Raw genomic sequence first — 21,645 nt, 5'->3', positions numbered from 1 at the left:
CAAGAGCAAGAGCAAGAGCAAGAGCAAGAGCAAGAGCAAGAGCAAGAGCAAGAGCAAGAGCAAGAGCAAGAGCAAGAGCAAGAGCAAGAGCAAGATACATGGAGTATATGAAGACTACTCGCAGTGCTTCTTCAGTTACAACTACTCGCTGACAAGCCAACGCCCAAAGGAAAGGTGTATCACCACCTCACCTGTGAAAGTTGGCTCATCACCTGTTCAAACAATTACAACTCGGCCGCCAATCTCGACCCTTGGTTAATCGCCCGCTTGGCATCAAGCTCAGCCGCCACATCAGCGCCACCGATCAAGTGCACCGATTGCCCGGCCGCCACAAGGCCGTCATGCAACTCGCGCAGCGGCTCCTGCCCCGCGCAGACGACGATGTTGTCCACCGCCAGCACCTGCGGTTCGCCCTCGCCGATGCGCACATGCAGGCCGGCATCGTCGACGCCCAGGTACTCGACGCTGTTGAGCATCTGCACCTGCTTGTTCTTCAGCCCCGTGCGGTGGATCCAGCCGGTGGTCTTGCCCAGGCCGTCGCCAACCTTGGTCTTCTTGCGTTGCAGCAGATAGACCTGGCGCGCCGGCGCATGAGGCTCTGCCTTCACCCCGGCCACACCACCACGGGCCTCCAGCTGCGTATCAATGCCCCATTCCTTCCAGAACGCCTCACGGTCCTGGCTGGTGGCCACGCCCTTGTGCACCAGGTACTCGGACACATCGAAACCGATACCACCAGCACCGATCACCGCCACCCGCTCGCCCACCGGCTTGCGCTCGAGCAGCACGTCCAGGTAGTTCAGCACCTTGGCATTGTCGATGCCGGGAATGGCCGGCGTGCGCGGGGCGATGCCGGTGGCCAGAATGACCTCGTCGAACTCGCCGGCCACCAGCGCAGCTACATCAACACGAGTGTTCAGGCGCAGCTCGACACCAGTGGACTTCACCTTGTTGCGGAAGTAACGCAGGGTCTCGTAGAACTCCTCCTTGCCCGGCACGCGTTTGGCCACGTTGAATTGCCCACCGATCTCGTCGGCAGCATCGAACAGCGTTACGGCATGACCGCGCTCGGCGGCCACGGTGGCCGCTGCCAGGCCCGCAGGACCCGCGCCGACCACAGCAATGCGCTTCACCGCCCGTACCGGCAGGTAGTTGAGCTCCGTCTCATGGCAGGCACGCGGGTTGACCAGGCAGCTGGTCAGCTTGCCGCCGAAAGTGTGGTCCAGGCACGCCTGGTTGCAGCCGATGCAGGTGTTGATCTCGTCGCCACGGCCTTCGGCGGCCTTGTTGACGAAATCGGGGTCGGCCAGGAACGGCCGGGCCATGGAGACCATGTCGGCATCGCCCTCGGCCAGCACCGCCTCGGCCACTTCCGGGGTATTGATGCGGTTAGTGGTGATCAACGGGATCTTCACCACGCCGCGCAGCTTGGCGGTGACCTTGCTGAACGCCGCGCGTGGCACCTTGGTGGCGATGGTCGGGATGCGCGCCTCGTGCCAGCCGATACCTGTGTTGATCAGCGTGGCGCCGGCCTGCTCGATGGCCTTGGCCAGCAGCTCGATCTCCTCCCAGTTGCTGCCCCCCTCGACCAGGTCGAGCATCGACAGGCGGAAGATGATGATGAAGTTCGGCCCCACCGCCTCGCGCACCCGCTGCACGATTTCCACGGCCAGGCGCATGCGGTTCTCATAGCTGCCGCCCCAGCGGTCGGTGCGGTGGTTGGTGTGGGCGGCGAGGAACTGGTTGATGAAGTAGCCTTCCGAACCCATGATCTCGACGCCGTCGTAGCCGGCGCGCTGGGCCAGGCTTGCGCAGGTGACGAAATCGCGGATCTGCTTCTCGATGCCCTCCTCGTCCAGCTCCTTGGGCTTGAACGGGTTGATCGGTGCCTGGATGGCGCTGGGCGCCACCTGTTTCGGACTGTAGGCATAGCGCCCGGCGTGGAGGATCTGCAGGCAGATCTTGCCACCGGCGGCATGCACGGCCTCGGTGACGACCCGGTGCTTGGCAGCCTCTTCCTCGGTGCTGAGCTTGGCCGCGCCGGAGTACACGCCGCCTTCATCGTTGGGCGCGATGCCGCCGGTGACCATCAGGCCGACACCACCACGGGCACGCTCGGCGAAGTACGCGGCCATGCGTTCGAAGCCGCCGGGGCGTTCTTCGAGGCCTGTGTGCATCGAACCCATCAGGGTGCGGTTGCGCAAGGTGGTGAAACCCAGGTCGAGGGGGGCCAGCAGGTGCGGGTAACGGTCGGTCGCCATGGATGGACTCCACAGTTGGCAGGATCACGGAATGCGGGCGCCTCTGCCGCTGTCTACACCAGCTCGCGGGGCCCGTCGGTTGTCTGAGGCCGACATTAAACAGGCGTTTGAACACGCTCAATGATCGAAACTGACAACTTATTGATCCTGCTGCACAGCAGGTCTACCCTAAGGCACCTCTACCGCACAACGCTGGACCGTTCCATGCGCAAACTGCTAGCCGGCGCCCTGGCGCTGGTCACCCTCGCTGCCCTCTGTGGCTATGGCTTCTGGACCCTGCAGCGTCCGGAAGGCCATTACCTGTCCGACCTGCGCATCGAGCTGGCCCTCAACCAGGGCGTGCCAGGCGAGCACGGCAACCTGCTGGGGGTCGAGCCGTTGCTATATCCGGGCGACTACCAGAACCTGACGCGCCTGCACCGCAAACTCTCGGCCTATCTGGAGCAGGCCCGTGCCCAGGGGCTGGTCAACCCGCGCACCGTGGTGGTCCTGCCCGAGCATATCGGCACCTGGCTGTGGGCTCGTGGCGAAAAGCGCGAGCTGTACCAGGTTACCCAGCGCAGCGAGGCCTGGCAGTGGCTGGAGTTGAGCAACCCGCTGCGCTACGGCCTGGCGATGCTCGCCGCCAGCGGCGACGACCGCCGTTCGGACGCCCACCTGCGCATGAAGGCCGCGCAGATGGCCGCCGACTACCAGCAGCTGTTCGGCAACCTGGCCCGCGAGTTCGGTGTCACCCTGGTGGCGGGCTCCATCGTCCTGCCCGCGCCCTACGTCGAAAATGGCGTGCTGCGCACCGGCAACGGCCCGCTTTACAACAGCAGCCTGGTGTTCGCCAGCGACGGCTCGGTGCTCGGCCAGCCTCAGCACCAGCAGTACCCCGACAGCGAAAGCCGACGCTACATCCAAGGTGGCCAGCAACACCCCCTGCAAGTGCTGGAGACCCCCGCCGGGCGTCTGGGCGTGCTGATCGGCAGCGACAGCTGGTACCCGGCCAACCATCAGCAACTGGCCGCGCAATCGGTGCAAGTGATCGCCAACCCGGTTTTCCTGAGCGGCAAGCACAGCTGGCAGGCGCCCTGGCGTGGCAATCGCCACCAGGCGCAGGCCGCCGACCTGCCGCTGCGACGCGGCGAGGTCAGTGAGCAACGCGCCTGGCAGCAACTACCGCTGGCCGCCAATGACAGCACCCCGAGCATGAGCGTGTTCATGCGTGGCCAGTTCTGGGAGCTGGGTAGCGACGGCCAGGGCTTTGCCAGCCAAAGCGGCACACTGTGGGTCGGCAACGACAGCCACGGTGCGCGCCTGCTCAACCTGTGGCTGTGACGCCATGCCCCGCCCCCGTGTACGCCTGGGTGATCTGTCAGTAGGTTTCGTCCAGCCCCTGGCCGAAGCACTGGCCATGCTCGGCCACGACCCGCAGCCGCTGCTGCTGCGCTACGGCCTCGACGCCAGGCGCCTGGCCGAGCCAGGCGCGCGCCTGTCGATTCCGCGCTACATGCACCTGGGCCATGCGGCGATCGCCTTGTCCGCCGAGCCTGCCCTGGGCCTGCACATGGGGCGCCTGAGCCGCCTGGCCCAGGCAGGGCTGGCCGGGGTGACTGCCGCGCAGGCGCCCACCCTCGGCGAAGCCGCCCGCACCCTGCTGCGCTTCGAACCGTTGTATGCCGCCAACTACCGGGGCCGTTCGAGTTTCCACGAAGACACCCAGGGCGCTTGGTTGAGGTTCTATTCCATCAGCCCCTACAACAGCTACAACCACTTCGTGGTCGACTCGATGCTCGCGGGCTGGCTGGCGCAGCTCGGCGCCCTCACCGCCAGGCCGGTGCAAGCCGAACGTCTTGAGATCGAATTCGACACTCCCGCCTACGCCGCGCAATACCAAGGCCTATGTACAGGCACCGTGCATTTCGGTGGCACCGCCAACCAACTGCGCCTGAGCCGGGCCACCCTGGACCTGCCGAACCTGCAGCACTGCCCCAGTACCTGGCAGCACTTGCTGCAGCTGTGCGAAGCGGAACTCGCCCAACGCACCCGTGTGCGCAGCCTGGGCGAGCGCATCACCCACCTGCTGGGCCCACTGCTCAATGGCGGGCACGAACCGGACCTGGAGGAAGTGGCGCGGCACCTGCAACTGCCGACCTGGACGTTGCGCCGCAAGCTGGCCGAGGAAGGCACGCGCTTTCGCAACCTGCTCAACGACACACGGCGTGACCTGGCCGAGACCTATATTCGCGATACGGAACTGGCCTTCGGCGAGATCGCCTATCTGCTGGGATTCGCCTCGGCAGAGGCGTTCCAGCGCGCGTTCAAGCGCTGGACGGGGCTGACCCCGGGGGAGTTTCGCCGCCATCAGCGGCAAGTCGGTTAGAGCTCGGTGGCGTCGTCGGCCGGCTCCGGCAGGTCCAGCTCATAGGCCTGGAACTCGAGCAGTTCTTCCTGGTAATCGTCCATCTTCACGCCCCTCATTCGTCGTTCTTCTGTCATTGCGCCAACCTAAGCCAGCGTAATGACAGAATGATTACAGCCCTATGAACGATAAACATAGCAGGCACCCAGGAAGTTATCGACGAGTCAGAGGGGCGCCGGCGCCTGCTCTGCCGCCGGAGCTTCCTGCTGAACCTGGATCGGCGCTGGCTCGACAGGCGGCGCGATGGGTTGCGAACCCTTGCTGTCATCCACCACCGGCGCGGCCGGGGCCTCGCTGGACGGCACGGGAGGCGCTGGAGTGGCAACGGGCGCAGGCGCTGCGGCAGGGGCGGCTGCAACCGGTGTCGATACCGGGGCCGGTGTCTCTGCCACGCTTTCGGCTACCGGGGTGACGGGCTGCGGTACGGGCGCCAGGGCAGCGGGCGCAGGCTCCGGCAGACCCAGGTCGGCGGCAGGTTTTTCCACCTTCGGCTCGGCGGCAGGCTCGGACTTCTCCGGCTTCTTCGGTTTCGGCAGGTAGCTTTCCACCAGGGCGAAGTAACGATCGTAGAACTGCGCGGCGGTAACCGTCTCGCTGGCCACCTTGACCATGGAGTCGTCGGTGGAGCCGATCGGCATCGACACCGAACCCAGCACGCCAACGCCAAGGCTGGCGGAAGTGTTGGACTTCTTCAGGGCGTAGCGATCCTGCAGGGCATTGGCGAACATGGTCGAGCGCTGCTTGTCGCTCATGTCCGGCACGCAGGTGATGTTGAAGCTGATCTGCAGGTGATTCTCGGCGTTCTGCTGGAAGCTCTTGTTGCCGGCGACCTGGTTGGCATCGCTGCTGGTGATGATGTAGCCCTGGCTGAGCAGCGCACGCCGCGCTGCCTCGCAGGAGCCGGCCTCGCTGCTGGCGAAGGTGCGGGAAAAGGTGCCCGAGTCATCGAAGTTCTCGTGCTCGTAGACGGCGGCCTTTTTCGAGGAACAGCCGGACACGCCCGCCAGCACGAGGGCCAGCCCGAGCGCGCCATAGACGGTTGATCTAGACATTGCCAATTCCGGGAAGAAACGAATGGGGCGTATTGTGCATCACATCGATCAGCGGCTGAAACCTTTGATCGGTGAAGAGTCTGTCAGCATTATTGGAAATCCTTGCCCATGGCCGGGCAAGCTGCTGAAACGAAAAAAGCGACCCTAAGGTCGCTTTTCCGTTGCTTCGAGGTGTTCAGAGGGCCTCGAGGCGAAGATGGCGCAGCGGACGGGACTCGAACCCGCGACCCCCGGCGTGACAGGCCGGTATTCTAACCGACTGAACTACCGCTGCGTATCGTTCAGGTTTGCACCCGATTGAAACTGGGATCTGAGCTTTCAAGCGCTACAGCGCGAAAGCCAGGAACAAAAAAGGCGACCTATCATCGCCTTTTCTGCTTGCTTTGAGCGTTCATGGGGCTCTCGGCGAAAGATGGCGCAGCGGACGGGACTCGAACCCGCGACCCCCGGCGTGACAGGCCGGTATTCTAACCGACTGAACTACCGCTGCGTATCGTTCAGGCTTGCGCCTGATTGAAACTGGGACCTGGCCTTGCGGCCTCAGACCGGTGCAAGCACCCATCTGGGATAAAATGGCGCGGCGGACGGGACTCGAACCCGCGACCCCCGGCGTGACAGGCCGGTATTCTAACCGACTGAACTACCGCCGCGCAGTGTTGGACTTGCGTCCTGTTTCTCTCTGCCAGAGCGCTTCTTGCAAAGCACCTTGGACCAGAAACCTCCTCAGGAAGTGGTGGGTGATGACGGGATCGAACCGCCGACCCTCTGCTTGTAAGGCAGATGCTCTCCCGGCTGAGCTAATCACCCCCGCGATGTTGCTTGTTGCGTTTGCTTCGCTGAGGCCGCGAAATTTACGCAGGTACCGATGCTAAGTCAATACCCCCATTGAAGTTTTTTTCAAAAAGGGCAAAAACAGCTGCAAGCTTGAAGCTGCAAGCGACAAGCAAAAGCTCTCGTCTCCCTCACTACCGTATTCGACCCGGAGAAAGACAAAGGGGACCTTACGGTCCCCTCTTGCAGCTTGGAGCTTATAGCTTGCCGCTCAGGTATAGATCATCTTGCGGGTCATCCCGCCATCGACCACGAACTCCTGGCCGGTGACGAACCCCGCCTGGCGCGACAGCAGCCACGCCACCAGCGCCGCAACGTCCTCCACCGTCCCCACCCGGCCAGCCGGATGCTGGGCATGGTCGGCGTCGCTCAGAGGCTCGGCGCGCCGCTGCGAGGGGTCACGGGCATCGATCCAGCCCGGGCTCACGGCATTTACGCGAATCTCCGGCGCCAGGCTCATGGCCAGGGCGTGGGTCAAGGCAACCAGCCCGCCCTTACTGGCGGCATAGGCCTCGGTGTCCGGCTCGGATTGCCGGGCACGGGTGGAAGCCAGGTTGACGATCGCACCACCATGGGCGCGCAGGTAAGGTGCGCAATGCTTGGCCAGCAGCATCGGGCCATTGAGGTTGACCGCCAGCACCCGGTTCCATTGGGCCAGGGACAGGCTCTCCAAGGTCTGGTTGTGCGGGTTGGCGATCGCCGCGTTGCACACCAGCGCGTCCAGTCGGCCAAACTGCCCGAGTACCTCGGACACCCCGGCACTGACCTGGGCCTCGTCGGCCACATCCATGGTGATGAACCAGGCGTTGTCGCCCAGCGCCTTGGCGACCTTGGCGCCACGCGGACGGTCCAGGTCGCTGAGCACCACCTGCCAGCCCTCGCAGATCAACCAGGCGGCGATGCCCAGGCCGATGCCGCGGGCGGCACCGGTCACCAAAGCCACCCGACCATTATGGCCGGGCTCGCCACCCTTCCAGTCGATCACAGCGCCGCCAGGCCACGAGCCAGATCGGCTTGCAGGTCGGCCACGTCTTCCAGACCAACCGCCACGCGCACCAGGCTGTCACGGATACCCGCCGCTTCACGCTCCTGCGGCGTCAGACGCCCGTGGGAGGTGGTGGCCGGGTGGGCGATAGTGGTCTTGCTGTCACCGAGGTTGGTGGTGATGGAGATCACCCGGGTGGCGTCGATGAAGCGCCAGGCACCTTCCTTGCCACCCTTCACCTCGAAGCTGACCACCGCGCCGAAGCCGCTCATCTGGCGCTTGGCCAGTTCATGCTGCGGATGGCTCGACAGGCCGGCGTAGTGGACCTTCTCGATACCGTCCTGGCGCTCGAGCCACTCGGCCAGCGCCTGGGCGCTCTCGCAGTGGGCGCGCATGCGCAGCTTGAGGGTTTCCAGCCCCTTGGTGAAGACCCAGGCGTTGAACGGGCTGAGGGTTGGGCCGGCGGTCCGCAGGAAGCCCACGACCTCCTTCATCTGTTCGCTGCGCCCGGCCACCACGCCGCCCATGCAACGTCCCTGGCCGTCGATGAACTTGGTCGCCGAGTGGAACACGATATCGGCACCGAGCTTGAGCGGTTGCTGCAAGGCCGGGGTGCTGAAGCAGTTATCCACCACCAGCAGCGCGCCGCGGGCGTGGGCGATTTCGGCCAGGGCAGTGATGTCCACCAGCTCAGCCAGCGGGTTGGACGGCGACTCGACGACCAGCAGCTTGGTATTGGCCTTGATGGCTTTTTCCCAACCGCCCAGGTCGACCAGCGGCACGTAGTCCACCTGCACGCCGAACCGCTTGAAATACTTCTCGAACAGGCTGATGGTCGAGCCGAACACACTCTGCGACACCAGCACATGGTCGCCGGCACTGCACAGCGACATGACCACGGCGAGGATCGCCGCCATGCCGGTGGAGGTAGCCACGGCCTGCTCGGCGCTTTCCATGGCCGCCAGGCGCTCCTCGAAGGCGCGCACGGTGGGGTTGGTGTAGCGCGAATAGACATTGCCCGGCGTTTGGCCGGCAAAGCGCGCGGCAGCGTCGGCAGCCGTGCGGAAGACATAGCTGGAGGTCAGGAACAGCGCTTCGCTGTGCTCGGCCTCCGGTGTACGGTTCTGACCGGCGCGCACCGCCAGGGTGTCGAAACCGACACCCTCGAGGTCACTGTCCAGTCGACCGGCATCCCATTGTTCGGTCATGCCGTCGCTCCCAAATCAGTTGTTGTACAGGTCGATGATCGCGCTGACCGCCTGGTTCTTCACCTTGGCCAGGTCATTACGAGCCTGCTCGATGCGGTCGAGGTAGGCTTCGTCGATATCGCCGGTGACATACTCACCGTTGAACACCGCGCAATCGAAATGCTCGATCTTGATCTTGCCGCCACCGACCGATTCGATCAGGTCCGGCAGGTCCTGGTAGATCAGCCAATCGGCGCCGATCAACTCGGCCACTTGTTCGGTGGTACGGTTGTGGGCGATCAGTTCGTGAGCGCTCGGCATGTCGATGCCGTAGACGTTGGGGTAGCGTACCGCTGGGGCCGCAGAGCAGAAATAGACGTTCTTGGCGCCGGCTTCGCGGGCCATCTGGATGATCTGCTTGCAGGTGGTGCCGCGCACGATCGAGTCGTCCACCAGCATCACGTTCTTGCCGCGGAACTCCAGCTCGATGGCGTTGAGCTTCTGGCGCACCGACTTCTTGCGCGCAGCCTGGCCGGGCATGATGAAGGTACGACCGATGTAACGGTTCTTGACGAAGCCTTCGCGGAACTTGACGCCCAGGTGGTTGGCCAGTTCCAACGCCGCGGTGCGGCTGGTGTCCGGGATCGGGATGACCACGTCGATGTCGTGCTCGGGGCGTTCGCGCTGGATCTTCTCGGCCAGCTTTTCGCCCATGCGCAGGCGCGCCTTGTATACCGAGACGCCGTCCATGATCGAATCCGGACGGGCAAGGTACACGTGCTCGAAGATGCACGGCTGCAGTTTCGGGCTCTTGGCGCACTGTTTGGTGAACAGCTGGCCGCCTTCGGTGATGTACACCGCCTCGCCCGGCGCCAGGTCGCGAATCAGGGTGAAGCCGAGCACGTCCAGGGCGACACTTTCCGAGGCGATCATGTACTCGACGCCTTCGTCGGTGTGACGCTGGCCAAACACCACCGGACGGATGCCGTTGGGGTCACGGAAGCCGACGATGCCGTAGCCGGTGATCATCGCCACCACCGCGTAGCCACCGACGCAGCGGCTATGCACGTGGGACACGGCGGCGAACACGTCTTCTTCGGTCGGCTGCAGCTTGCCGCGCACGGCCAGCTCGTGAGCGAACACGTTCAGCAGCACTTCGGAGTCGGAGTTGGTGTTGACGTGGCGCAGGTCGGACTCGTAGATCTCCTTGGCCAACTGCTCGACGTTGGTCAGGTTGCCGTTGTGCGCCAGGGTGATGCCGTACGGCGAGTTGACGTAGAACGGCTGGGCCTCGGCCGAGGTGGAGCTGCCGGCGGTCGGGTAGCGCACATGACCGATGCCGATGCTGCCCACCAGGCGCTGCATGTGGCGCTGCTGGAAGACGTCGCGCACCAGGCCGTTATCCTTGCGCAGGAACAACCGGCCGTCGTGGCTGGTCACGATACCGGCAGCGTCCTGGCCGCGGTGCTGAAGCACGGTTAGCGCGTCATACAGCGCCTGATTGACGTTCGACTTACCGACGATACCGACGATGCCACACATGCGACGCAACCCCTACTTTGATGAAACTTGAGTGAAGCGCGCTCAGGGCTTGGTCGGCCCGAGCAACTGCTCCTTGAACGGAAGGTCAACGGGTGCGCTGACCCCACTGGACATCCACTGGCCGCTGAACCCGAGTATGAGGTTCTTCGACCAGTCGGCTACCAATAGAAATTGTGGTATCAGGCGCGATTCCTGCCACCACGGATCCTGTTGCACCGGCCCCAGGCTCAGCAGCCCGACCGCCACCACCACCAGCAGGCCCCCGCGCGCGGCGCCGAAGGCCATGCCGAGGAAGCGATCGGTGCCGGACAGCCCGGTCACGCGGATCAGCTCGCCGATGAGGAAATTGAGCATCGCCCCGACCAGCAGCGTGGCGACGAAAAGAATGGCGCAGCCGGCAATGACTCGTGCGGACGGCATCTGGATATAGCTTTCAAGATACTGCGCAAGCGAGCCGCCGAACATCCAGGCCACCGCACCGGCGACAATCCAGATGAGCAGGGACAAGGCCTCCTTGACGAAGCCGCGCTTGAGACTGATCAGTGAGGAAATGGCGATGATCGCGATGATCGCCCAATCAACCCAGGTAAATGCCACGGTGTTGCCTGCCGACGTTTGAGGCGGCGCATTTTACCAGAGCGAGGGGCTGGGGGTAAGCGGAATGTCAGGAGTTTGAAGGGCTGCAGGCTGACTCCGGGGACAGCTTTACAGGTTTGAAAACCATCGCGGGGCAAGTCGCTTCGGTGCGCCGATGCGACTTGCCCCGCGATAGATGCTAACCACGTTCCGGCTGGAAACGTACCACGATGCCCTTTAGGTTCTGCTGGCGATTAATCACATCACGCAGGCGCTCGGCTTCCGCTCGCTCGATCAACGGTCCGACGAATACCCGGTTCATGCCGTCCGCCGAGCGAATATAGGCGTTGTAGCCCTGGCTGCGCAGGGTCTTCTGCAGATTGTCGGCACCGGTCCGATTGGACAGGCTGGCCAACTGGATCGACCAGCTCACCGGCAGGCCGTTGACGTCGATCTTCGACGGCGTAGCGGGCTTGGCCGCGGGCGCGGTAGGCGCCGCGCTCGGTGCAGGCACCGGACGGGGCTCGACCTTGGCTACCGCCGGAGCGGGCACCGGGGTCTGCGGTTTGGGCTGAGGTTGCGCCGCAGTCGGTGCCGGAGTGATCGGCTGGCTCGGCGTAGCCACCGGCGCCGTGGACTCGTCGACCACCACTACAGGCTGCTCGCTCTGCTCCGGCAGCGGTTGTGGCTCCGGCACCAGCACAGGCTCCACCTGCACCTGGGGCAGATTGGGCATGGCCGGCGCTTCCGGCGCCTCGACACGCACCTGGCGCATCTCGTCCTCGCGGGTGAACAACATCGGCAGGAAGATCACCGCCAGCGCCACCAGCACCAGCGCACCGACCATGCGCTGCTTCATCCCTTTATCCAGCACTGCCATCTACTCCATCCTCGGAAACCTGCCGCTCAAGCCAGGCCAGGGCCTCACCGACGCAGAAAAACGAACCGAACAGCAGGATCTGGTCATCCGCCGTCGCCCGGGCGCACTGCCCTTCGAGGGCAGCCGCAACACTGGCGTAAGACTTCACCGTCGCACCGAGGTTCGTCAAGGCATCCGCCAGTTCCGCGGCCGGGCGGCTGCGCGGCGTGTCCAGCGGCGCTACCGCCCAGTCGGCGACCTGACCGCGCAGTGGCGCAAGCACGCCGGGCAGGTCCTTGTCGGCCAACAGGCTGAAGACCGCCAGGCGTCGCCCCCTCACCGGGCGTGCCGCCAGGCGGCAGGCCAGGTACTCGGCGGCGTGCGGATTGTGACCGACATCCAGCAACAGCTCGACACGCTTACCCTGGAATGACAGCCCACGCCGGTCAAGGCGACCGGTGATACGGGTATCCAGCAAAGCCTGACGAACCTTGCCGGCATCCCACGGCAGCCCCATCAGCAGGAAGGCCTGCAAGGCCAGGGCGGCATTCTCCATGGGCAGGTCGAGCAACGGCAGGTCATGCAGTTCAACGGGCGAACCGTCGAGCTGGCGACCACGCCAATGCCAGTGGTCAACGCTGCTATCCAGGTCGAAATCACGTCCACGCAGGAAGAACGGGCAATCCAGCTCGCGCACCTTGTCCAACAAAGGCTGCGGCGGATCAAGGTCACCGCACAGCGCAGGCTTGCCCTGGCGGAAGATTCCCGCCTTCTCGTAGGCTACCGACTCGCGGCTATCGCCCAGGTAATCGACGTGGTCGACGCCAATGCTGGTGACCAGCGCGATGTCGGCATCCACCAGATTGACCGCATCCAGCCGGCCACCCAAACCGACCTCGAGCACCACGGCATCCAGTGCGGCTTGCCTGAACAACCAGAACGCCGCCAGGGTGCCCATTTCGAAATAGGTCAGCGAGATCTCGCCCCGCGCCGCTTCCACGGCGGCGAACGCTTCGCACAGGCGCTCATCGCTGGCCTCCTGGCCGTCGATCAGCACCCGTTCGTTGTAACGCAGCAGATGCGGCGAACTGTACACCCCGACCCTTAGCCCCTGCGAGCGCAGCAACGCGGCCATGAAGGCGCAGGTCGAGCCCTTGCCGTTGGTGCCGGTCACCGTGACCACACGGGGCGCCAGCGCGCCCAGGCCCAGGCGCGCAAGCACCTGTTGCGAGCGCTCCAGGCCCATGTCGATGGCCGAGGGGTGCAACTGTTCGAGGTAGGCGAGCCAGTCGCCCAGGCTGCGCTGGTTCATCACGCGACCGCGGCGACCTCTTTGGCCGCTTCCGGGGTCGGCTGGCCGGTCATCTGCGCCAGCAGGCGGGCCAGGCGCGGACGCAGCTCGTCACGGGAAATGATCAGGTCGATGGCACCGTGCTCCAGCAGGAACTCGCTGCGCTGGAAGCCTTCCGGCAGCTTCTCGCGCACGGTCTGCTCGATTACCCGCGGGCCGGCAAAGCCGATCAGCGCCTTCGGCTCGCCGACGATCACGTCGCCAAGCATCGCCAGGCTGGCGGAAACGCCGCCGTAGACCGGGTCGGTCAGCACCGAGATGAACGGAATGCCTTCTTCGCGCAGGCGCGCCAGCACGGCGGAAGTCTTGGCCATCTGCATCAGCGAGATCAGTGCTTCCTGCATGCGCGCACCGCCGGAAGCGGAGAAGCAGACCATCGGGCAGCGATTTTCCAGGGCGTAGTTGGCAGCACGCACGAAACGCTCGCCGACGATGGCGCCCATCGAGCCGCCCATGAAGGAGAACTCGAAGGCGCTGACCACGATCGGCATGCCCATCAGGGTGCCGCTCATGGAGATCAGCGCGTCCTTCTCACCGGTCTGCTTCTGCGCGGCGGTCAGGCGGTCCTTGTACTTCTTGCCGTCACGGAACTTCAGGCGATCGACCGGCTCCAGGTCGGCGCCCAGTTCTGCGCGACCTTCTGGGTCGAGGAAGATATCGATGCGCGCGCGCGCGCCGATACGCATGTGGTGGTTGCACTTAGGGCAGACGTCGAGGGTCTTTTCCAGCTCCGGGCGATACAGCACGGCTTCGCAGGACGGGCACTTGTGCCACAGCCCTTCCGGTACCGAGCTCTTCTTCACCTCGGAACGCATGATCGAAGGGATCAGTTTGTCTACCAACCAGTTGCTCATGCTTGCTTTCTCCAGTATTGGCCAGGGAGACCTTTGCAGCCCCGCCCAGCCCTTGAGCTCAAATTCTTCTGTAAAGCGACGATGGGCCGACCCGGGCCGCCCCACCTCCAATTCTTCCCCGGCATGCCCCGCGCTCTGGCGCGGCCTGGCAGCACCGGGCTGCGAAAGCTATGGACGATGGCGCGCGGCCAGCCGTCACATCCGCGTTCACGCGTGCTTGACCGCCTGCATGAAGGCTTCGATCCTTGCCGCATCCTTGATGCCTTTGGCCTGCTCCACGCCGCCGCTGACATCCACCGCGTACGGGCGCACCTGGCGAATAGCCTCGGCGACGTTGTCGGCCGACAGGCCACCGGCAAGGATGATCGGCTTGCTCAGGTGTTGCGGAATCAGTGACCAGTCGAACGCCTCGCCGGTTCCTCCCGGCACGCCTGGTACATAGGCATCCAGCAGGATGCCGCGAGCGCCAGCGTAGTGCCGGCAGGCGGCCTCCAGGTCATCCCCCGGGCGCACCCGCAGGGCCTTGATCCAGGGGCGGTGGTAGCCCTCGCAATCGGCGGGGGTTTCATCGCCGTGGAACTGTAGCAGGTCCAGGGAAACCACTTCGAGGATCTCGTTGAGCTCGCAGCGCGAGGCGTTGACGAACAGCCCCACGGTGGTCACGAACGGCGGCAGCGCGTCGATGATCGCCCGCGCCTGACGCACGTCCACCGCCCGCGGGCTTTTCGCATAGAAGACGAAACCGAGGGCGTCGGCGCCGGCCTCGACCGCAGCCAGGGCATCCTCGATGCGGGTAATCCCGCAGATCTTGCTGCGAACATTGCTCATGGACAGCGAACCTTGAGTGATCGGGAAAGCGCCGATGGTAGCAAATGCCCCGTGCCCCGTCAGTCCGCCAGCGCCTCGTAGCCAGTAAGAAAGTGTGGGCCGATGTAACGCTGCGGCAGCGCGTATTCTTCCGGGTACTCCACCTGCACCAGATAGAGCCCGTAAGGGTGCGCGGTCACCCCGCCGTCACGGCGATTGCGCCCTTCCAGCACCTGACGGGCCCACTCCACCGGACGCTCGCTGGCACCGATGGTCATCAGCACGCCGGCGATGTTGCGCACCATGTGGTGCAGGAACGCAGTGGCACGCACATCCAGCACGATCATCCGCCCATGCCGGGTCACACGCAGGTGGTGGATGTGCTTGATCGGCGACTTGGCCTGGCACTGGCTGGCGCGAAAGGCACTGAAGTCATGGGTACCCAGCAGGTACTGCGCGGCCTCGGCCATGCGCTCGACGTCCAGCGGGCGGTGGTTCCAGGTGACTTCCTCGGCCAGGTGCGCCGGGCGGATCGGGTCGTTGTAGATCACGTAGCGGTAGCGCCGCGCGGTGGCCTTGAAGCGGGCATGGAAGTGTGCAGGCATGGGCGCCGACCAGACCACGCTGATGTCGTGGGGCAGGTTGAAGTTGGTGCCCAGGGTCCAGGCGCGCTCGTCGCGCACGGCGCGGGTGTCGAAATGCACGATCTGCCCGCAGCCATGGACGCCGGCATCGGTGCGCCCGGCGCAGATCACCGAGATAGGTTCGTTGGCCACCGTCGACAGCGCCTGTTCCAGGGCCTGCTGGACACTCGGCACGCCGCTGGCCTGGCGTTGCCAGCCGCGATAGCGCGAACCTTTGTATTCCACGCCCAAAGCGATGCGGGTGTAGCCTTCGGCAGCCGATTCGGCGGCGGCGGTGTCGATGATGTCCAAGAGCGGCAAACCTGATGATGAAACGAAAGGCGGAAGTATACCGGCAAACCGTGCAGGGGCCGAAATGATCGCGGGGCAAGCCCCCTCCCACGTCTACCGTGGGAATGGGCTTGCCCCGCGCTGTGCAACGTCGCGTCAGACCAGGCGCGAAAGCATCTCGTTGGCTTCCTGGCGTTGGTTGTCGTCACCGTCCTTGACCACTTCGTCGAGGATGTCACGGGCGCCCTGATGGTCGCCCATGTCGATGTAGGCACGGGCCAGGTCGAGCTTGGTGGCCACCTCGTCGGCGCCGGAGAAGAAGTCGAAGTCCAGGTCGTCCAGCGGCTCGGGCTCCAGCGCCGCGTCCTCGGCGGTGAACTGCGGCTCAGGCTCCGCTGCCGGCACATCGAGGTTCTGCGACAGTTTGTCGAGCTCGGCGTTGACGTCGTCCAGTTCCGAAGCGAAGTTCTTCGCCGCCGGCGAGTCGTCGTCCAGCGACAGCGACAGGTCGAAGTCCTCGGGCAGTTCCAGCTCGGAAATCGGATCGAACTCCGGAATCGCCTCGAAGGCCGCCAGCTCGGCCGCCACATCCACCGGGGCTTCCTCGCTGTCGGCCGAGGCCACCGGCTCTTCGGCGACATCCAGGTCGAATTCGGCCAAGTCGTCAACGTTCTGCGGCGTCGCCTGCGCCTGGGCGAGCAATGCCTCGAAGTCGTCGTCAGCATCGGTTTCGGCAACGGCGGGCGCAGCCTCGGCTTCGGGCGTCTCGACAACCAGGTCCTCGAGACCGGCCAGGTCGAGGTGGTCATCCACCGGCAGGTCATCGCCCAGACTCAGGTCGAAGTCGCTGTCCAAGTCGGCCTCTTCGACCACAGGCTCAGATTCCGGCTCAGCCGCCACAACCGGCTCCACGACGAGTTCCGGCGCACTTTCGTCCAGTTCCAGCTCCTTGTCCTGCAGCAGGTCCTGGACATACTGCTCATCCAGCTCGGCGGCCAGGGCCGCGGCCCCGGCAGCGCCTGCCGCCACCGCCGCGACACCCAGCATGGCCGGGAAGCGCTCCTTGAGCGCGGCGACCTCGGCCTGGTTCGCGTCGTTGACCGCCAGCTTGCGCTCCTGGCCGACAAAGGCGTCCTGGTCGCCCTGACGGGCATAGACTTCCATCAGCTTCAAGCGCAGATCGCTGCGCTGCGGCTCGGAGGCCACCGCCGCTTCCAGCAGGTCGGCGGCGTGGTTGAGGCGACCACGGGCCAGGCTTTCATCCACCTCGGCCAGCAACGCCGCGCGCGGATCAGCCGCCGGGGCGACGACGTCGGCAGGCGCCGCAGGCTTTTCCGCCGCAACGGCTGCAGCGGCCGAAGCAGCCACTACCGCAGGCGACAGAGTCACGCTTGGCGCCGACACATCCAGGCCTTCAAAACTGCTCGGCGGCAGGTCCAGGTCCGGGCCACGCTCGCCATCCTCGGCCAGGGCACGGGCCATGCGCAGGTGTTTCTCAGCTTCCTGCTGGGCCTTGCGCTTGCGAGCCAGAAGCAGCAGCAACAACAGCAGCACCAGGAATGCGGACCCGGCAATCAAGCCCAGCAACAGCGGATTGCCCAACAATTGGTCGAGCATGCCGGGCTCTTCACTGGCCGGTGCCTCGGCTGCCGCATCCTGTGGTGCGGTGTCGGCTGCGGCAGGCGCCGGGGCGACCACCGGTTCGGCAGGGGTCAGTTGCGCGTTCACCGCAGGTTGCGCCGGAGCCGGCTCGCCCGGCAGCGACGCTGCCGGTGGCTGTGGCGCCGCGGCGCCCTGGGCCTCCAGACGCGCCAGCTGGTCGTTCTTCAGCTCGATCAGACGCTGCAGCTTGTCCAGCTGGCTCTGCAGGTCGACCATGCGGCTCTTGAGTTCATCGTTGTCACGGCGGCTGGTGTCGAGGCTTTCCTGGGCCATGGCCAGCTTGTCGCCCAGCGCCTTGGCCTCGCCGGCCGCGCCCTTGCCGCCCGGCGCCACCAGGCGCAGGTTGTCGCCCTGGGCAATGCGCGCGGGCGCCGCGCCAGCTTCGCCACGGCGGGTGGCGTCCAGTTGCCGCGCACGCGGGCCGAGGCGACGGCCTTCGCGCCAGGCGGCGTACTGCTCTGCGACTTCGCGGTTGGCCTGGGCCTGTGGAATGCTCTGCACCTGCTGCTGATCGGGCAGGCGCAGTACCTGGCCGGTCTTGAGCTGGTTGATGTTGTTGCCGATGAAGGCATCCGGGTTAAGCGCCTGGATGGCCAGCATGGTCTGCTGGATCGAGCCGCCGTTGGTGTTGCGCGCAGCGATCTGCCAGAGGGTGTCACGGCGCTTGGTGGTATAACTGCCCGCACTGACAGCCGGGTTGATGCCCGCCGGGGCCGGCTGGCTGCCCTGGGCCTGGGCCTGGTCGAGCAGCACACTGTAGTCGCGCAGCAGGCGACCCTGGGGCCACATGACCTGGACCAGGAACTTGACCACCGGCTCCGGCAGCGCCTTGCTGGAGGTAACCCGCAGCACGCTCTTGCCGTTGGGGTTGATCACTGGCGTGAAGGTGAGGTCTTCGAGGTAAGGCGGGAAGGCCACCCCGGCCTTGGCGAACTCTTCCGGCGACGCCAGGCTTGGCGCCATTTCCGCCGCGGAGAGGTCGCGCACGTCGAGCAGTTCGATCTCGGCATCCAGCGGCTGGTTCTGCGCCGACTTGAGGGTCAGCTCGCCCAACCCCAGAGCGTTCGCCACCCCGGACGACAGCGCCGAGGCTGCCGCGATGGCCAGAACCAGTTTGCGAATTCGAAGCATGAACTCTTCCCTTGTATGAAACGTCCCGAAAACCCTTGGGCGGTGCAGGACAAAATAGCTCGCAGTATCTTTTACGCCATGTGTTTTATCAACAATTGTGCCGCCTGCACGGCGTTCAGCGCCGCGCCCTTGCGCACATTGTCGGTGGTCAGCCAGAGATTGAGCTGCTGGTCTTCATCGACACCGTGGCGTACACGTCCAACATAGACCACGTCCTGGCCCACCGCGTCACCCACAGGCGTCGGATAATCACCCGGCTCGACCAGCTCGATGCCGTCGGCAGCCTCCAGCGCGGCGTTAACGGCCACCAGGTCGACCGGATTACGGCTTTGCACGGCGACACTGAAGCTATCGCCGAAAAACACCGGGACTTGAATGCAGGTCACGGAAATCTTCAGCTGCGGCAGGTCCAATACCTGACGCAGTTCATTGACTAGACGGCGTTCTACATTGGTGTGGCCCTGTTCATCGGGTGTACCGACCTGGGGGAGCAGGTTGAAGGCGACCTGGCGATCGAAGAAGCGCGGCTCCAGAGGGCGTGCGTTGAGCAGTTCGGCGGTCTGCCGGGCGAGCTCGCTGACGGCCTCCCTGCCCTGCTCCGAAACTGCCAGGCAGGCATTGACCTGAACGCGCTCGATATCGAGCAAACCCTTGAGCGGCGCCAGCGCCACCGCCAAGGCTACCGCGCCGGCGCTCGGGCTGGTGATCAGTGCGGGCTGCGACAGTTCGGCTATGCGCTCGGCGTTGGCTTCCGGGACCACCGCGATGGCGTCGTCCAGGGCGCCGGACAGGTCGATCACCGCGCAACCGGCGGCGATGGCCTTGGGCACGAAGCTGCGGCTTACGGCAGGGCTGGCGGCGAAGAAGACCAGCCTGACCTGGGAGAAATCGAAGCTGTCCACTTCGCGGACCTTCAGTTTCTTGCCCGCGAACATGACGCTGCTGCCGGCGGATTCCATGCTGGCCAGCAGGTACAGGGTGGAGAGCGGGAAGGCCACTTCCTCGAGGATCTGGACGAGGGATTCACCTACTGTGCCGGTGGCGCCGATTACGGCTATGTCCAGGGCGTTGGGGGTCATGAGATCGGTTCCTTTTCCAGGGGGTACGGCGGGGGAGCGGCACTTTACTTGGATTGTGGGGTGGGAGGTAGGGGCGGGTTCGGGTTCGGGTTCGGGTTCGGGTTCGGGTTCGGGTTCGGGTTCGGGTTCGGGTTCGGGTTCGGGTTCAAGAGTGTGGGTTTTGATTTATTTATGCGCATTCATTGGCGATGTCGACGCATTATCACCCTTCCGCCATTACGGCGGCCTACTTTTCTCGTGGGAAAAGTAGGCAAAACCGTTCGGCTCCGTTCATACGGCCCCTACGCTTCGCTCCGGGGTTCCCTCGCTCCGTTCTTGCTCCCGTGGGTACCGCGCTGTACGCCCCATCCTGGGGCGCAGCGCTCGACGGCCATCCATGGCCGTCGCCCCACTACGCAAGAACTCCACTCGGCCTCCTGAAGTCGCAATCGGTGGCGCCTGAACTATCGCGCACTTAGAAGCAAGATCAAGAGCAGATCAAGAGCAGATATGTTGGTTTTGTTAGTGGCTGTTATGTTGTTCTTCACTACGCCATCGCGGGGCAAGCCCGCTCACGTTGAATCACGTAGTCAACTATGGTGGGAGCGGGCTTGTCCCGCGATGTTGATCTAGAGTTCCCACGATGGCAACTAGCGGCTAGCTGCGTTAGTGCAAGCGCCGCCCGTAACTTCGCGACTTCAGGAGGCCGAACGCAGGCCTTGCGGAGGGAGGTGACGGGCATGGATGCCCGTCAAGCGCTGCGCCCCAGGATGGGGCGTTCAGCGCGGTCCTCCCGGGAGCAAGGCCGGAGTGAGGGAACCCGGAGCGAAGCGGAGGGCCGGATGAATGGAGCGAGGATTTTTTGGTTCCTTTTTGATCCTTCAAAAAGGGACCCGCCGTAAGGGCGGAAAGGTGAATAAGCGTCGACATCGCAAATGAATGCGCATAAAAAAATCAAAACAACCAACAACCAATCTAGCACCAATAAAAAAACCCGCATCACTCTCGCAACACGGGTCCTTCAAAATCCAAACTCAAACCACCCGGATCACCGCTCCAGCAGAATCCGCAACATCCGCCGCAGCGGCTCCGCAGCCCCCCACAGCAACTGGTCGCCAACAGTGAAGGCCCCGAGGTACTGCGACCCCATGTTCAGCTTGCGCAAACGCCCGACAGGCACGTTCAGGGTCCCGGTCACCTGGGTAGGGCTCAGCTCCTGCATGCTGATCTCACGCTGGTTCGGCACCAGCTTCACCCAAGGGTTGTGCTGGCTGATCATGCCTTCGATATCCGCCAGCGGCACGTCCTTGTTCAGCTTGATGGTCAGCGCCTGGCTGTGGCAACGCATGGCGCCAATCCGCACGCAGATACCGTCGACCGGAATCGGGCTCTTGAAGCGGCCGAGGATCTTGTTGGTTTCGGCCTGGGCCTTCCACTCTTCGCGGCTCTGGCCGTTCGGCAGCTCCTTGTCGATCCACGGGATCAGGCTGCCGGCCAGCGGCACGCCGAAGTTGTCAGTCGGGAAGCCCTCGCCGCGCATGGCCTCGGCCACCTTGCGGTCGATGTCGAGGATGGCGCTGGCCGGGTTGGCCAGGTCATCGGCGACCGCCGCGTGAATACCGCCCATCTGCTTGATCAACTCACGCATGTTCTGCGCGCCGGCGCCGGAGGCCGCCTGATAGGTCATGGCGCTCATCCACTCGACCAGGCCGGCTTCGAACAGGCCGCCCAGGCCCATCAGCATCAGGCTGACGGTGCAGTTGCCGCCGATGTAGTTCTTGGTGCCCGCATCCAGCTGCTGGTCGATGACCTTACGGTTGACCGGGTCAAGGATGATCACCGCGTCATCCTGCATGCGCAGGGACGAGGCCGCGTCGATCCAGTAGCCCTGCCAGCCAGCTTCACGCAGCTTGGGGAACACTTCGTTGGTGTAGTCGCCGCCCTGGCAGGTCAGGATGACGTCGAGGGTCTTGAGCTCATCGATGTTGTAGGCATCCTTGAGCGGCGCAATGTCCTTGCCCACCGCCGGGCCCTGGCCACCGACATTGGAGGTGGTGAAGAACACCGGCTCGATCAGGTCGAAGTCCTGCTCTTCGAGCATCCGCTGCATGAGCACGGAACCGACCATTCCACGCCAACCGATCAGACCTACACGTTTCATCGCAACT

Annotated in this window: 16 protein-coding genes and 4 tRNA genes; 2 read left to right on the top strand and 18 right to left on the bottom strand. The window is 64.6% G+C overall.

The window, feature by feature from the left end:
* Positions 1-224: 224 nt before the first annotated feature.
* Positions 225-2,261 (bottom strand): NADPH-dependent 2,4-dienoyl-CoA reductase, encoded by a 2,037-nt coding sequence (locus DFS21_RS16730; RefSeq protein WP_110704574.1) that lies wholly within the window; start codon positions 2,259-2,261, stop codon positions 225-227.
* 204 nt (positions 2,262-2,465) lie between these two features.
* Here DFS21_RS16730 and DFS21_RS16725 point away from each other — a divergent pair, with 204 nt between their 5' ends.
* On the top strand, positions 2,466-3,584 hold the full coding sequence (locus tag DFS21_RS16725; RefSeq protein ID WP_110704572.1) for a carbon-nitrogen hydrolase family protein: 1,119 nt from the start codon (positions 2,466-2,468) through the stop codon (positions 3,582-3,584).
* Positions 3,585-3,588: 4 nt separating this feature from the next.
* Complete coding sequence (locus tag DFS21_RS16720) at positions 3,589-4,629, top strand: AraC family transcriptional regulator (protein WP_110704570.1); 1,041 nt, start codon at positions 3,589-3,591, stop codon at positions 4,627-4,629.
* Positions 4,630-4,832: 203 nt separating this feature from the next.
* On the opposite strand, the gene DFS21_RS16715 is transcribed toward DFS21_RS16720, so the two are convergent.
* From DFS21_RS16715 to asd, 17 genes are all read right to left on the bottom strand, one after another.
* Positions 4,833-5,720 carry a DUF2242 domain-containing protein gene (locus DFS21_RS16715; protein WP_110704568.1) on the bottom strand — a complete coding sequence of 296 codons (888 nt, stop codon included), beginning with the start codon at positions 5,718-5,720 and terminating at the stop codon, positions 4,833-4,835.
* Between the two features lie 197 nt (positions 5,721-5,917).
* A tRNA-Asp gene (locus tag DFS21_RS16710) sits at positions 5,918-5,994 on the bottom strand.
* A gap of 139 nt (positions 5,995-6,133) precedes the next feature.
* Positions 6,134-6,210, bottom strand: a tRNA-Asp gene (locus DFS21_RS16705).
* An 83-nt stretch (positions 6,211-6,293) separates the two neighbouring features.
* Positions 6,294-6,370: transfer RNA gene (locus DFS21_RS16700), tRNA-Asp, on the bottom strand.
* An 81-nt stretch (positions 6,371-6,451) separates the two neighbouring features.
* Positions 6,452-6,527: transfer RNA gene (locus tag DFS21_RS16695), tRNA-Val, on the bottom strand.
* Between the two features lie 235 nt (positions 6,528-6,762).
* Positions 6,763-7,536: an SDR family oxidoreductase gene (locus DFS21_RS16690; protein ID WP_111532668.1), complete on the bottom strand. Its 774-nt coding sequence runs from the start codon at positions 7,534-7,536 to the stop codon at positions 6,763-6,765.
* On the bottom strand, positions 7,533-8,744 hold the full coding sequence (locus DFS21_RS16685; RefSeq protein ID WP_111532667.1) for an O-succinylhomoserine sulfhydrylase: 1,212 nt from the start codon (positions 8,742-8,744) through the stop codon (positions 7,533-7,535). The genes DFS21_RS16690 and DFS21_RS16685 overlap by 4 nt, the downstream gene beginning before the upstream one ends.
* A gap of 15 nt (positions 8,745-8,759) precedes the next feature.
* A complete protein-coding gene (gene purF, locus DFS21_RS16680; protein ID WP_102685386.1) occupies positions 8,760-10,265 on the bottom strand; it encodes an amidophosphoribosyltransferase in 1,506 nt (501 codons plus the stop codon).
* A gap of 42 nt (positions 10,266-10,307) precedes the next feature.
* Positions 10,308-10,862, bottom strand: coding sequence for a CvpA family protein (locus tag DFS21_RS16675; protein WP_038706536.1), 555 nt, complete (start codon positions 10,860-10,862; stop codon positions 10,308-10,310).
* Positions 10,863-11,040: 178 nt separating this feature from the next.
* Complete coding sequence (locus tag DFS21_RS16670) at positions 11,041-11,721, bottom strand: SPOR domain-containing protein (RefSeq protein ID WP_111532666.1); 681 nt, start codon at positions 11,719-11,721, stop codon at positions 11,041-11,043.
* The gene (gene folC, locus DFS21_RS16665; protein WP_111532665.1) at positions 11,705-13,012 is read right to left on the bottom strand and encodes a bifunctional tetrahydrofolate synthase/dihydrofolate synthase; all 1,308 of its coding nucleotides are present in this window, start codon (positions 13,010-13,012) and stop codon (positions 11,705-11,707) included. Before folC ends, DFS21_RS16670 begins: the two co-directional genes overlap by 17 nt.
* The gene (accD, locus tag DFS21_RS16660) at positions 13,012-13,905 is read right to left on the bottom strand and encodes an acetyl-CoA carboxylase, carboxyltransferase subunit beta (protein ID WP_028690439.1); all 894 of its coding nucleotides are present in this window, start codon (positions 13,903-13,905) and stop codon (positions 13,012-13,014) included. The genes folC and accD overlap by 1 nt, the downstream gene beginning before the upstream one ends.
* A 207-nt stretch (positions 13,906-14,112) precedes the next feature.
* The gene (locus DFS21_RS16655) at positions 14,113-14,733 is read right to left on the bottom strand and encodes a phosphoribosylanthranilate isomerase (RefSeq protein WP_110704556.1); all 621 of its coding nucleotides are present in this window, start codon (positions 14,731-14,733) and stop codon (positions 14,113-14,115) included.
* A 59-nt stretch (positions 14,734-14,792) separates the two neighbouring features.
* Positions 14,793-15,647, bottom strand: a complete 855-nt coding sequence (truA, locus tag DFS21_RS16650) for a tRNA pseudouridine(38-40) synthase TruA (RefSeq protein WP_110704554.1) — start codon at positions 15,645-15,647, stop codon at positions 14,793-14,795.
* Positions 15,648-15,782: 135 nt separating this feature from the next.
* A complete protein-coding gene (locus tag DFS21_RS16645; protein ID WP_110704552.1) occupies positions 15,783-18,419 on the bottom strand; it encodes a FimV/HubP family polar landmark protein in 2,637 nt (878 codons plus the stop codon).
* A gap of 71 nt (positions 18,420-18,490) precedes the next feature.
* Positions 18,491-19,498 (bottom strand): aspartate-semialdehyde dehydrogenase, encoded by a 1,008-nt coding sequence (locus DFS21_RS16640; protein WP_110704550.1) that lies wholly within the window; start codon positions 19,496-19,498, stop codon positions 18,491-18,493.
* Positions 19,499-20,525: 1,027 nt separating this feature from the next.
* Complete coding sequence (gene asd / locus DFS21_RS16635) at positions 20,526-21,638, bottom strand: aspartate-semialdehyde dehydrogenase (RefSeq protein WP_110704154.1); 1,113 nt, start codon at positions 21,636-21,638, stop codon at positions 20,526-20,528.
* Between the last annotated feature and the right edge of the window lie 7 nt (positions 21,639-21,645).

It is taken from the genome of Pseudomonas sp. 2848 (genome assembly GCF_003253945.1).
GTDB lineage: Bacteria > Pseudomonadota > Gammaproteobacteria > Pseudomonadales > Pseudomonadaceae > Aquipseudomonas.
This window is presented reverse-complemented; position numbering and strand designations above follow the sequence as displayed.

Bases quoted from the DNA above. Each gene is read 5' to 3' on its own strand.
- DFS21_RS16730 (WP_110704574.1), bottom strand. From the start codon at position 2,261: ATGGCGACCGACCGTTACCCGCACCTGCTGGCCCCCCTCGACCTGGGT.
- DFS21_RS16725 (WP_110704572.1), top strand. From the start codon at position 2,466: ATGCGCAAACTGCTAGCCGGCGCCCTGGCGCTGGTCACCCTCGCTGCC.
- DFS21_RS16720 (WP_110704570.1), top strand. From the start codon at position 3,589: ATGCCCCGCCCCCGTGTACGCCTGGGTGATCTGTCAGTAGGTTTCGTC.
- DFS21_RS16715 (WP_110704568.1), bottom strand. From the start codon at position 5,720: ATGTCTAGATCAACCGTCTATGGCGCGCTCGGGCTGGCCCTCGTGCTG.
- DFS21_RS16685 (WP_111532667.1), bottom strand. From the start codon at position 8,744: ATGACCGAACAATGGGATGCCGGTCGACTGGACAGTGACCTCGAGGGT.
- purF (WP_102685386.1), bottom strand. From the start codon at position 10,265: ATGTGTGGCATCGTCGGTATCGTCGGTAAGTCGAACGTCAATCAGGCG.
- DFS21_RS16670 (WP_111532666.1), bottom strand. From the start codon at position 11,721: ATGGCAGTGCTGGATAAAGGGATGAAGCAGCGCATGGTCGGTGCGCTG.
- folC (WP_111532665.1), bottom strand. From the start codon at position 13,012: ATGAACCAGCGCAGCCTGGGCGACTGGCTCGCCTACCTCGAACAGTTG.
- accD (WP_028690439.1), bottom strand. From the start codon at position 13,905: ATGAGCAACTGGTTGGTAGACAAACTGATCCCTTCGATCATGCGTTCC.
- DFS21_RS16655 (WP_110704556.1), bottom strand. From the start codon at position 14,733: ATGAGCAATGTTCGCAGCAAGATCTGCGGGATTACCCGCATCGAGGAT.
- DFS21_RS16645 (WP_110704552.1), bottom strand. From the start codon at position 18,419: ATGCTTCGAATTCGCAAACTGGTTCTGGCCATCGCGGCAGCCTCGGCG.
- DFS21_RS16640 (WP_110704550.1), bottom strand. From the start codon at position 19,498: ATGACCCCCAACGCCCTGGACATAGCCGTAATCGGCGCCACCGGCACA.
- asd (WP_110704154.1), bottom strand. From the start codon at position 21,638: ATGAAACGTGTAGGTCTGATCGGTTGGCGTGGAATGGTCGGTTCCGTG.